This is a genomic window from Pseudoalteromonas sp. Z1A2, from assembly GCF_011378755.1.
In the GTDB taxonomy this organism is placed as follows: domain Bacteria; phylum Pseudomonadota; class Gammaproteobacteria; order Enterobacterales; family Alteromonadaceae; genus Pseudoalteromonas; species Pseudoalteromonas distincta.
Genome location: NZ_WTKX01000007.1, coordinates 43,084 through 55,098, shown reverse-complemented (window position 1 = coordinate 55,098; position 12,015 = coordinate 43,084). Strand labels below are relative to the sequence as shown.

The following is a 12,015-nucleotide window of genomic DNA, read 5'->3' as shown; positions in this document are numbered from 1 at the left end:
AAGGGCTAGAAGAGGTGCGTTATTCAGGTAGCGTATGTTAGGAGCGCAAACTCCAGCAAGCATACGTGAGGGGAATTAACGCCGAGAAGTAACCACTTTTGCGAGGTGTTTATTTCGGGCGACTAGGTTGAACCCTAGCGACTGTCACCAATAGCTGCTTATAAAAAGCAGCTTGTTAGTTTGGTGGAGAGCTTCTGGTCTTAAATATTAAGGCCGTGCGCCCTATTATTTTAAGCCCATTCGCTCTTCGAATTATTAGTTCGAACGACGTTAATGCGGCTCCTTCCATAAAGCTTTTTAACTCTTCGAATAATACCAATTGCATTAAATTAGTTATCGCTAAAATGATCACGTTTTTAATAAAATTGGTACAAATTATAAGTTCGTGAGAGATGATCAACAACTTCAATTTAAACGACTACTCACTGTGGACCGCGCTCGTAACGCCATTTGATCAACACGGCGATGTTGACTACAACACGTTAACTAAGTTGGTTAGCGATCAAGAAGCGGCACATAACGGTATTTTGCTACTTGGCAGTACGGGCGAAGGTTTAGCACTAACGCTAAAAGAGCAACAAGCCGTTGTTGAGCACGTATGCCAGCTAAAACCAACAGTACCACTCATGGTAGCTGTGGGCGGTAGTAACTTAAAGCAACAAATTGAGTGGGTTAACTACTGTAATACACTCCCAATTCATAGCTTTTTACTTGGCTCACCGCTTTATGCAAAGCCTGGCGCTATAGGTCAAACTCATTGGTTTGAAAGCCTACTAAATGCAAGCGCTCATCCATGTATGCTTTATAACGTACCCGGTCGAAGCGCTGTTAGCATCCCAGCGGCAACAATTCAAAACTTACAAAACAATAAAAATTTATGGGCGTTAAAAGAAGCGAGCGGCAGTATTGCTCAGTTTGAAGCTTACCGCCAAGCGGCGCCTAATTTAGCTATTTTTAGTGGCGACGATGCGCTAATGCCTTATTTTGCTCAAGCTGGCGCAAAAGGTTTGGTGTCGGTAGCTGCAAACGCATGGCCTGAACAAACTCACGAGTTTGTTAAGCGCAGTTTAAGTGGTCAACATCCTAATTTATTTGCCCAGTGGTCAAGCGCTATTAATAGCCTATTTGCTGTCGCAAACCCTATTCCCGTAAAGGTACTGATGCATTTGCAAGGCCGCTTAAGCAGCCCGCAACTTCGTCCACCTTTAACACATCTTGAGTTAACTCAAACCGATTGCATTACAACTGCAAACAACACCATTTTATCTTGGCATTAAATACAGGTTTTTATAATGAGCTGGTTAGAACTATTAAATAATTTAGAATCGGGCGCAGTGCGCGCTGCATCACAAAACGAAAGCGGCCAATGGCAAGCTAACGTAGAAGTAAAGCAAGGCATTTTAGAAGCCTTTAAAAATGGCACTAATACTGAATTTGCAGGCGGCTTTGTTGATAAACATAACCTAGCTCCGCAAGAATTTAGTACTGATGATGGCGTCCGTATGGTACCAGGTGGCTCAAGTGTTCGCCGTGGTGCTTATGTTGCTAAAGGCACGATTATTATGCCACCAGCGTATGTAAACATTGGCGCATATATCGACGAAGGCACAATGGTAGATAGCCACGCATTGGTGGGTTCTTGTGCACAAGTAGGTAAAAACGTACATTTAAGTGCTGCAGTTCAGCTTGGTGGTGTACTTGAGCCAATTGGTGCAAGCCCAGTAGTGGTTGAAGATGACGCATTTATTGGTGCAGGCTGTATTATTGTTGAAGGCGTAGTCATTAAAAAAGGCGCAGTACTTGCCCCTGGCGTGCGTTTATCAGCAACTATTCCAGTATACGACTGCGTAAACGAGCGCCAACTAGATAAAGGCGAGCCAATCCCAGAGTACGCGATTGTAATACCGGGCTCTCGCCCTGCGTCAAACGAATGGGCGCGCGAGCAAGGCCTAAGCATGTCGTGTGCGTTAATAGTTAAATACCGCGACGAGAAAAGCGATGCATCGTTATTGCTTGAAGAGGTTTTACGATAATGAGCTTTTTGAGCACGCCTATCAAAACCGCTGTAAATACGATTACACAACAACTTGATACACCTTTTTTTGTTTACGACCTAGATCAACTAAACACGCATCTTGCGCGTTTAGTTGCGCAAACCGATGTAAAACTGTGGTACGCGGTAAAAGCAAACCCACTGTCTAAAATTATTCAAAGCTTAGACAGTGCTGGCTTTAATTTTGACGTAGCAAGTAAAGGTGAGCTTGAGCAAGTACTAGCACAAGGTATTAGCTCGCAGCGCGTGCTCAACACAGGGCCTGCAAAAAGGCCTAAACAAATAAAACACTTTATTGAGCGCGGCGTGCGTATATTCGTAGCAGAAAGCCTCAATCAAGTACGTTGGTTAAACCAACAAGCGCAACTACAAAACACGCAGTTACAAGTATTACTGCGTGTACAATTACGCTGGCCTGAAGGTGAAAAAAACCCACTGGGCGGCGACAGCCTTACGCCGTTTGGTTTGGGTTGTGATGAGTGGCAAGCACTCAATGTAGCTGACTACCCTGCGCTTAAATTTGACGGCCTGCATATTTTTCAGTGGGGCAACATGCTTAGCACGCAAAAACTAAGCGACTTGTGGTCACAAATGATTGCACCTCTTAGCCAACTTGCCAGCGATTTAAATATTAGCCTTAAGATTCTCGATTTAGGCGGCGGTTTAGGTATTCCTTATACACAAAACGAAGCAATACTTGATTGGGATGACTTAATTGCTGCGCTCGCTAAAATTAAAAATGATGCGGGTGTAGAAGAGCTATGGATGGAACTTGGTCGCTATGCCGTTGGCGAATGCGGTCATTACGCAAACCCAGTAGTAGAGCGCAAACAAAACTACAATCAAGAACAAGTAATTTTAAGCGGCGGTATAAATCACTTATTACGCCCTGCTGTTACCAGCCAGGACTTTCCTGCTGCATTACTGCGTGAATCCAGTGCTAAAACTCAAGCGGTCACTTTATATGGCCCACTTTGTACAGCGCTTGATTGCTTGGGTGAACATAACTTACCAAGCGATTTAAATGAGCACGACTGGCTAGTGTTTAGCCAATGCGGTGCTTACGGCTTTACCGAAAGTATGCCGTATTTTTTATGCCATGAGCTAGCTGCTGAGTACACCTTGCAAAACGGTACACTTACCTGTGTTCGCCAAGCCGAAAATGCCAGCCATTATTTAAGGTAACAAGTATGAGTAATACAACACACATTAGCCAAGAGAACATTGTAGTAGGGGAAGTTGCAAACGGCTTACCACTTACAATTCCTGTGTATCGTTTAAAAGGTGATGGCACAGGGCCAAGTGTTTACATTCAGGCCAATATGCATGGCGCTGAAGTGCAAGGTAACGCAGTTATTTTTCAGCTGCTTGAGCAATTAAAACACCTTAACCTTAGTGGCGATATTACCCTTGTACCTTATGCAAATCCGATTGGCTGTAATCAAAAATCTGGCGAGTTTACCCTTGGCAGGTTCGATCCGATTACGGGCACTAATTGGAATCGCATGTATCACTACAATAAAAATTTAGTGGCACAGTTTGCACAAAATCATACTCAGTATGACGACGCTACATTAAAAAGTAACTTCAAACAGGCACTTATTGACGAAGTAGATAGCAAACTTAACGGCCCTGCTTATTTACTCAATACGGGTAAACGCATTGCGCTTAACTTACAAAAGCTCGCTCATCAGGCTGATATAGTACTCGATTTACACACAGGCCCTATTTCAAGCAAGCATCTGTACTGCCCAACCTATGCAACCGACAGCGCACGTTACTTTAATATTGAACATGTATTGCTTATTCCTAGTGATTTTGACGGCGCTATGGATGAAGCTAACTTTTGCCCATGGTGGCATTTAAGTGATGCGCTTAGCGGACAAGGTCGCGAATTATCAATACCTGTAGAAGCATTTACTGTAGAGCTAGGCAGCCAAGAAAAAATAGACTTAAAAGAAGCATTAAACGATGCAAACAGCATTTTAAGTTACTTAAATCACAAAGGCGTATTACAAAACGCACCGCATACGCCAGCCAATATGACTCGTTATGCATGTAATTTAGATGACTACTTTGCTTATTACGCCCCTATTGGCGGCATGGTTGAATACTTAGCCCCACTTGGCGGGCACATTAAAGCTGGTGAGCCTATTGCCAATATTTTACGCATGGAGCGCTACTTAAGTGAGCAACCATTGCAAACACTTACTCTTGATTGCGATGCAATTGCTATTTTGCACTTTGCCTCAGCGAGTGTTAATCAAGGTACCGAGCTTTATAAGTTTTTTACTAACATATTTGAGCTTTAGCTCACCCTTCTCATTGCGTGAGAGTAATACCAATTGCATTAAATTAGTGATCTATTATAGCGATAAGGAAATAGCTTAATAACAAGGCTAAAATTATGGTACATAGTTGTTCTATATAAATAATTTTTAACGTAGTTAGTGACTTATTTAATACGCTAGAATGATCATGTTTTTAATAAAATTGGTATAAATTAACTAAAATAGTTAATTTGCATTAGAAAAGCGGCTTAGGCCGCTTTTCTTTTGATCTATACTTACTTTGTATACGTATAGACCTTGTTATAAATGCAAATTCAGTAAAAGTTCACCGTTACATATGTAAAAAGACGTTATAATTAAATTAACGCATACAACAACCCAAACTCACAAGGAATTACAATGAGCTGGCGCCACTGGATAACTCTTTCTGCTTTAATTAGTACCGCTACCTTCGCACAAGAAGAAGTTGCTACAAACGAGCAAGATAACGACATTGAGCTTGTAAAACAGTGTATTTTAAATGAGGTAATTGGCGGAGATGGTAAACAGACATTAGACGATCTTCGTAAAAAGTGTTCAGCTCTTGAAGAAAATAAACAACTTACCGCGCTTGATAAACGCCAAGCCCGTGAAGAAGTAGGTAAAAAAAATAGAAATGTAATTACGCCACATAAGCGTAACTATATTTTACCGCTTTCGTACGTATCACACCCAAACGATCGCCCTTTTGATGGTTTTGATGCACTAACAGATGATAGCGACGGCGAACCGCTCGACAACCTAGAAGCAAAATATCAGCTATCGATAAAAGTGCCTCTTTACGATGATTTTTCGGATAAAGACCAAGCCATATTTTTTGGCTTTACACTGCAATCATATTGGCAGATTTATAACTCAGAAATTTCGTCTCCATTTCGTGAAACAAACTACGAACCAGAGATATTTTGGATTAATTACCTCGACCCAGAAAACGTATTATGGGGCGACGAAATGGCAATCGCATTAGGTATCTCGCACCAATCAAACGGTCGAAGCCAACCAAACTCGCGTTCGTGGAACCGTATTTACGCAGACTTTATTTGGGAAAATAGGGGCTTTGTTTTTAGCTTTAAACCTTGGTACCGAATAGCTGAGGACGAAAAAGAAGATATTTTAGAAGCCAATGGCGACGACAACCCAGACATATACAAATACATGGGTTACTTTGAATTTAGCGGCGCGTATCGTTTTCATGACCATGAATTTAGCTTTATGACGCGTAACAATTTAAATTCAGATAATCGCGGTGCAATTCAACTCGACTGGTCGTTTCCTTTATGGGGTCGCGTTCGTGGTTATGCACAATACTTTAACGGTTATGGCGAAAGCTTAATTGATTACAATGCGGATGTAGAACGTATTGGTGTCGGTATATTATTAACCGATTTGCTGTAATACTTCCCTAAATTTTACGCACAAAAAAGCCAAGCATTGCTTGGCTTTTTTGTGTTTTGAACAGCTAAACAGTTATTTTTTTACTACAAACTGCCCTTCAAATTCTGCAACCACGTTATCACCATCGTAAATAGTTACTGGCACTACGTAACTTGCTTTACCGTCGGTTTCTAAATCGCTTAACTTGCCCTTACAGGTTTGTATATCAACACAACCACGTGGGTCGGTAGTAAGCGGTTTTAAGTACTTAATGTTAGCATCGGCTAATACAATATTACCTTCAAGCCCAGCTTCTTTAAGTGCTAAGTACGTAGCGCCCCAACCTGTTAGCGTGGCCAAGCTATAAATAGAACCTGCAAACATTGTGTTATGTAGGTTTAAGTTAGCGTCTAGGTCGGCGCTGGTTGTAAATTGCCAATCGGTATAGCTTTCTACCTTAATACCCATCGCGTCACTAATTGGAATAGACTCACGCCACGTATTTTGTAGTACTTGCGTCCAATTAGGGTGACGAAACCAACCTGGCTCAGACGGTTTTTGCTTTACCATTTTAAAGTGTTGAACATCGCCATACGCTAAGTGCGCTTTTTCTTTTAATTCGTAACCGTGGCGTTTATAAAACTCAAGCGCTCGTTCGCGTGCAAACAATACAAGCTCGCCTGCGTTTTGAACCCATGCAATTTTTTCAAGCTCGTGTAGTAAGCGACTACCAATATGCTGGTTACGATTACCCTCTGCAACCGCCATATAGCGCACTTGTGCTTGCTCATGATTGTTAAAGTGCAAACGTGCTACACCTAGCACTTCGCCTTCTTTATTTTTTATAAAGCGGTGCTCAGAGTCTTGTTCCATATCGTCTTGTTCAGAGCCACGAGGCTCGCCCCAAGGCGCGCGTAATACTTGCCAACGCAACTGGTAATAGGCTTGCCAATCTTCGCTACTTTGTGGGGTGCTTACCTGAAACATACATACTCCTGTTGTTATATAAGCCGTAAATAAAAGTCAAAAAAAGGCTACGGCGCTATACTAATAGTATTGATTATCTACCAAACTAAAAAGCTTAAATAATTAAGTCCGTTGGTATTATTTATGGCAAATACCATACTCCATCTTAAAAAAACTGCAAATACGACTTTGGTGATGGCTGTAAAATAACGTAAAAAATAATGGCAAAGGCCATTGCGCTTTAACGTTGCTAGTTTATGCTGAGAATATGATGGAAAAAATCAATTATATAAATTCACTGACGGGTTTGCTGGGCGATCAATTTATTGAAAATAGCCACAGCATTGGTCAGTTAATCTATTGGCATAAATGCAGTGGCGATCACATTCAAGTACGTGAGCACGAGCCGTTACGCTGGTTACTGATTAACGACACTCTTCAATCTGTTATTGATTTAAATAACCCGGATTTATTACTTTTTCCACATTTATTATGCCTAGGTAAGCATTGGCAGGCTCTTAAGCCGCCACAAAAAGTGTTAGAACTAGGCCTCGGCGGCGGAGCAATTCGTAATTATTTACAATACAAATACCCTAAAGCACAAATAACATCGGTTGAAAAAAACGCCGATATTATTGATTGCTATACCCAATTTTTTTCGTCAAATAAAAATGAGCAACTGCTTTGCGCCGATGCGCAAAAGATTTTAAAAAGTGCGCAAAATATTGATTGGATTATTTTAGATTTGTTTAGCCAGATAGATGCACCTCGATTTTTATTTGAAGAGGCATTTTATAAAAAAATTTACTCGGCTTTAAATAACAACGGTGTGCTATTTATTAACTTTTTATCGCAGCATGAGTCGCAATTAAAGCAACTTCAGCAGCTATTACTCGATGTATTTGGTTGTAATGTTAGCCCGCAAAAAATTACGGGCTATGTAAATCATATTGTCGTGGTAACCAAAAACTTAAACAGATAAGTTAAACGTAACGGGCCCATCGTTACACAAGCTTACTTGCATATCGGCACCAAACTCACCGGTGGCTATTGTAAGCCCCAACTCTTTAGCTTGAGCAACAAAGTACTCGTAAAGCTCATTAGCTTGGCTTGGCGTTGCCGCAGATGAAAAGCTAGGGCGCATACCCTTTTTAGTATCAGCCGCTAGCGTAAATTGCGAAACCACCAGTAACTCACCTTTAATATCTTTAAGGCTTAAGTTCATTTTGTCGTTTTCGTCAGTAAAAATACGATAATTACTTACCTTGTGTAAAAGCTTATCGGCCGTTTGCGTATCGTCGTGTTTTTCAACGCCCAGCAACAACAATATACCTTGGCTAATTTCACCTACTACTTGGTTGTTAATTTCTACTTTGGCATGCTTTACGCGTTGTATTAAACCTTGCATTTAAACTGTGTCCTTTACTGCTGGTTCATCATCTTCTAGTTCAAGTTCTGGTGTTTCTGGAATATCATTTGGGCTAATACACGCAGTAAATTCAGCGCCAAGCAAAACAACGACCCACGATAAATACACCCATACAAACAAAATAGGAATGGTTGCTACTGCGCCGTAAATAACTTCGTACGAAGGAAAATGGCTAATATAAAGTGCAAACCCTTTTTTAGTCAGCTCAAATAAAAGTGCCGCAAAAAAAGCGCCAGGTATTGCCGCTCTGAACGATACACGCGTATTAGGCACTAAGGTGTAGAGCATAATAAAGCCCACCATCGAAATCCCATACGGCAATAACTTTAACAAAAACCCGCTAAACCCAGGAATACCCTGATCAGCAAACGATACCAAAGATACAATATAAGAGGTAACACCAATACTCGCTCCGAGTAATACAGGCCCTAAGCTCAAAACCATCCAGTACACAGCAAATGAGATCATCATTGGGCGTTTTTTCTTAATTCGCCAAATTCGATTTAGTGTGGCATCTACATTACGTATTAACAGCAAGGCTATTGCAGCTAAAAAGCCAATACCTACCGCCGTCATTTGATTAGCGTTACCGGCAAAGGAGCTAATATGCTCTCTAATAACATCGGTAGAGGTAGGGACAAAGTTGGTAAACAAAAAGCTCTCAATTTCCATGCGAGTAGATTCAAAGCCCGGAAAAGCTGAAAATATAGCAACACCCACCGCAATTAATGGCACTAAAGAAAGAAGGGTTACGTAAGCAAGGTAACCTGCATTAACCGTTATCTGATCGTCTATACAACGATTAAAATACTGCATCCACCAACCAGGCTGCTGGCGTATAAAGGACTTAACTTGCTGTTTGTAATGTGAGAGCTTATCATTCATACAATTGACTTGTGCTTATATAGTTTTGATTATAATAACAATCAGCGCCATAATTTACAGCACTAACGCTCGTAAACAGGAATTCAAATGAAAAAACAAACATTACTCAGTGTTTCAATGCTTGTAGTAACACTTACTTTAACTGGCTGCCAATCAGCTTATTATTCTGCGATGGAAAAAGTGGGTGTTCACAAACGCGATATTCTTATTGACCGCGTAGAAGAAACCAAAGACTCGCAACAAGAGTCACAAGAAGAATTTAAATCGGCACTAGAGCGCTTAACGACTCTAATCGATTTTAATGGTGGCGAACTACAAGACACTTATAATCAGTTAAATGACGATTACGAGTCGAGCTTAAATGCCGCTAACGAAGTGTCAACTAACATCAATAAAGTAGAAGACGTGGCAGAAGCGCTATTTGATGAGTGGAGCGATGAGTTAGAGCAATACAAAAGCGCGTCACTTAAGCGTGAAAGCAGCAAAAAGCTAACCGCGACTAAGCGTCAATTTGATCAGCTATTACGCTCAATGCGCAGCGCAGAGAGTAAAATGGAGCCAGTATTAACCTCGCTTCATGATAACGTTTTATACTTAAAGCATAACTTAAATGCACAAGCGGTATCGGCTATTAAAGGTGAATTCACTAACCTTAAGCGCGATATTCAATTGTTGATGAACGACATGAACAAATCGATTGCCGATTCAAATAAATTTATTGAACAAATGAACAGCGCTGGCTAATCATTTGTTACTTTAAAAAGCCTGCTTAGCTGCAGGCTTTTTTATGTTAAAGGGAATACTAAAAGGGATTTACAATGAAACGCTTTTTAATCGCAACAATTCTCTTATGTATATTAACGGCCTGCGGTGCACCTAATAATATTAATCGTATTACCAGCTCTGACTCAGTTGTTGTTATTAATGATAAGAACGGCCGTTATAAAAATTTATACACAGGTGAAAAAACATATCCCACTACCTGTACTGAAAACTGCTACCCAGCTCACCCAGACTTACTATGCAAAACCGGCAGCGAAAACTGCCAGTACCAAGGCCAGCAAACTAAACCACAACTTAGCACTGGCTATACTGTGCGCTGGCTTGGCCACGCTAGTTTTGTAATTAACACACCAAATGGTCAAAGTGTGCTGTTTGATCCGGTAAAAAATCAGTTTGATTCTCCAGTCGCACTTGGCTTTAAACTCAGCGGTGGCACTTATCGTAAAGCAGGCGCTTGGCCTAGTGAGCAAGAACTGGAAAATATTGATGCGGTAATGTATTCGCATATTCATTACGATCATTTTAATAAAGCCGACATACAAAGCATTGGCAATAAACCTCGCTATTTAACACCTCTCGGTATGGCCGACAACTTCCCTACCGGCGGTTTTAATATTAGCGAAATGCCGTGGTACTCAACAACCAACATTGACGACTTAGTTATTAACGCCGTGCCAGCTCATCATTTTAGCGCTCGCGTATTAGTGCCCTTTATTTACGAAGATAACAATAAAGACTTATGGAATGGCTGGCTGCTCGAACAAAACGGTAGCACCTTATTTTTTGCAGGCGATACAGGCTACTCAAAACATTTTAAAGACATACAGCAAAAATACGGCGATATCGATATTTGCTTAATGCCAATCGCTTCTTACTACAGTAAAGAAAGTGGTAAATTTTATCGTTACGTTCACACCACACCAGAAGACGCGCTCAACGCAGCACAAGAGCTTAACTGCAAAGTAATGATACCGTGGGGATACGGTAACTCAAGTTGGAAAATGGGCGACCACAGCAGTCATTCAGCCTTACTTCGCTTATTGCATATGTACAATAAAATGGATTCAAAAGTGCCGCTGTATATTTTAAACGAAGGCGAAAGTATTTCACTGTAACTATTCACTTAGCTGTTTTAAGATTGTTATTACATTAAGACGAATCGACAATAAAATTGAGAGATTAATGAAAAAATTAGCACTCGCCTTAAGCTTTTTATTAAGCACGCCAGCAATGGCTATTGATGTTGAACATACCTCAACTCCAATTAGTATTGATGGCGTATCAGAAAGCGCATGGGATAAAGCCGCTTGGCACGACATGCCTTATTTAATGGATGGCACACTGCCAACAAACGATGCCGACTTTAAAGGGCGTTATCGTTTATTGTGGGATCAAAACTATTTATACCTACAAGCCGATATTGTGGATGATGTTTTAATAGATACACACGCAGATCCAACCTATAAATATTGGGATGACGATGCGCTTGAAGTATTTATTGATAGCGATGCATCGGGTGGTAATCATCAATTTAATCACACCGCATTGGCGTACCATATTGGCCTTGATAACCAAGCTGCCGATTACGGACCTGATAAAAAAGCCCATTTGTATACCGACCACCTAGTTAGTAACTGGAAGCGCAACACCACCGCGCCCTTTAACATCACCTGGGAAGTAGCGATAAAGCTCTACCCTAATAATTATAAAGAAGGGGCTAAAAACACCCCACTTACACTTAGCGAAAAGCAAGTAATCGGGTTTATGTTAGCGTATTGCGATAACGATGGCAGTGACGTGCGCGAGCACTTTATGGGCTCACACGAAGTACAACCAGTAAATGGCGACAGAAATCGTGGTTTTATAGATGCCGACGTATTTGGCAAAATAACCCTACTTCCTAAAAAGTAAGTTACTACCAATAAAATAATTGAACATGTATGTTGGGTTGAGCGAAGCGAGACCCAACGACCCCCCCACCAAAAAACACAGATACTTTGCATTATCGGCTGTTTCAGCTCTCTCTCTTTCTTCTCCTTGTGCAAAAGATCTTTAAGTAAATTATTCACAAAGAGGTTAAGAGGCGCTGCGCTTTTAGAGGTAAATATATTATGGAAATTTCATCTCAAAACAGTAGTCATATAATTTTTAACTAAATACTTTCAACTGACGACTATAGCTAACAGCTCTTATTT

The 12,015-nt window shown here is 40.8% G+C and carries 12 protein-coding genes and 1 riboswitch; of the genes, 9 read left to right on the top strand and 3 right to left on the bottom strand.

Going from position 1 to position 12,015, the window contains the following annotated elements; translation table 11 throughout:
- The first annotated feature begins 1 nt into the window (after position 1).
- A riboswitch (Lysine riboswitch) is annotated at positions 2-202 on the top strand.
- A 190-nt stretch (positions 203-392) separates the two neighbouring features.
- From dapA to GQR47_RS07145, 5 genes are all read left to right on the top strand, one after another.
- Positions 393-1,277: a 4-hydroxy-tetrahydrodipicolinate synthase gene (gene dapA / locus GQR47_RS07165; protein WP_165723669.1), complete on the top strand. Its 885-nt coding sequence runs from the start codon at positions 393-395 to the stop codon at positions 1,275-1,277.
- A gap of 15 nt (positions 1,278-1,292) precedes the next feature.
- Entirely contained in the window at positions 1,293-2,033 is a 741-nt protein-coding gene (locus tag GQR47_RS07160) for a 2,3,4,5-tetrahydropyridine-2,6-dicarboxylate N-succinyltransferase (protein ID WP_002958799.1), read from the top strand.
- Positions 2,033-3,238 (top strand): PLP-dependent decarboxylase, encoded by a 1,206-nt coding sequence (locus GQR47_RS07155; protein WP_165723668.1) that lies wholly within the window; start codon positions 2,033-2,035, stop codon positions 3,236-3,238. Before GQR47_RS07160 ends, GQR47_RS07155 begins: the two co-directional genes overlap by 1 nt.
- 5 nt (positions 3,239-3,243) lie before the next feature.
- On the top strand, positions 3,244-4,365 hold the full coding sequence (locus tag GQR47_RS07150; RefSeq protein ID WP_165723667.1) for a succinylglutamate desuccinylase/aspartoacylase family protein: 1,122 nt from the start codon (positions 3,244-3,246) through the stop codon (positions 4,363-4,365).
- A gap of 378 nt (positions 4,366-4,743) precedes the next feature.
- Entirely contained in the window at positions 4,744-5,778 is a 1,035-nt protein-coding gene (locus GQR47_RS07145) for a phospholipase A (protein ID WP_165723666.1), read from the top strand.
- Between the two features lie 72 nt (positions 5,779-5,850).
- Here GQR47_RS07145 and GQR47_RS07140 read toward each other — a convergent pair whose 3' ends face one another.
- Entirely contained in the window at positions 5,851-6,744 is an 894-nt protein-coding gene (locus tag GQR47_RS07140; RefSeq protein WP_002961136.1) for a bifunctional GNAT family N-acetyltransferase/hotdog fold thioesterase, read from the bottom strand.
- Positions 6,745-6,991: 247 nt separating this feature from the next.
- On the opposite strand from GQR47_RS07140, the gene GQR47_RS07135 reads away from it, so the two are divergent.
- Positions 6,992-7,705, top strand: coding sequence for a methyltransferase (locus tag GQR47_RS07135; RefSeq protein ID WP_165723665.1), 714 nt, complete (start codon positions 6,992-6,994; stop codon positions 7,703-7,705).
- Here the strand turns inward: GQR47_RS07135 and dtd are convergent.
- A complete protein-coding gene (gene dtd, locus GQR47_RS07130) occupies positions 7,694-8,131 on the bottom strand; it encodes a D-aminoacyl-tRNA deacylase (protein WP_024597209.1) in 438 nt (145 codons plus the stop codon). The genes GQR47_RS07135 and dtd overlap by 12 nt on opposite strands.
- Positions 8,132-9,037 (bottom strand): virulence factor BrkB family protein, encoded by a 906-nt coding sequence (locus GQR47_RS07125; protein ID WP_002961130.1) that lies wholly within the window; start codon positions 9,035-9,037, stop codon positions 8,132-8,134. It lies immediately after the preceding gene.
- A gap of 87 nt (positions 9,038-9,124) precedes the next feature.
- On the opposite strand from GQR47_RS07125, the gene GQR47_RS07120 reads away from it, so the two are divergent.
- The 3 genes from GQR47_RS07120 to GQR47_RS07110 all read left to right on the top strand — a co-directional run bounded on the left by GQR47_RS07120 (position 9,125) and on the right by GQR47_RS07110 (position 11,731).
- The gene (locus tag GQR47_RS07120; RefSeq protein ID WP_002961128.1) at positions 9,125-9,781 is read left to right on the top strand and encodes a DUF2959 domain-containing protein; all 657 of its coding nucleotides are present in this window, start codon (positions 9,125-9,127) and stop codon (positions 9,779-9,781) included.
- 74 nt (positions 9,782-9,855) lie between these two features.
- Positions 9,856-10,935, top strand: a complete 1,080-nt coding sequence (locus tag GQR47_RS07115; protein ID WP_154903744.1) for an MBL fold metallo-hydrolase — start codon at positions 9,856-9,858, stop codon at positions 10,933-10,935.
- Positions 10,936-11,002: 67 nt separating this feature from the next.
- A complete protein-coding gene (locus GQR47_RS07110; protein ID WP_154903743.1) occupies positions 11,003-11,731 on the top strand; it encodes a CBM9 family sugar-binding protein in 729 nt (242 codons plus the stop codon).
- Positions 11,732-12,015 lie beyond the last annotated feature (284 nt).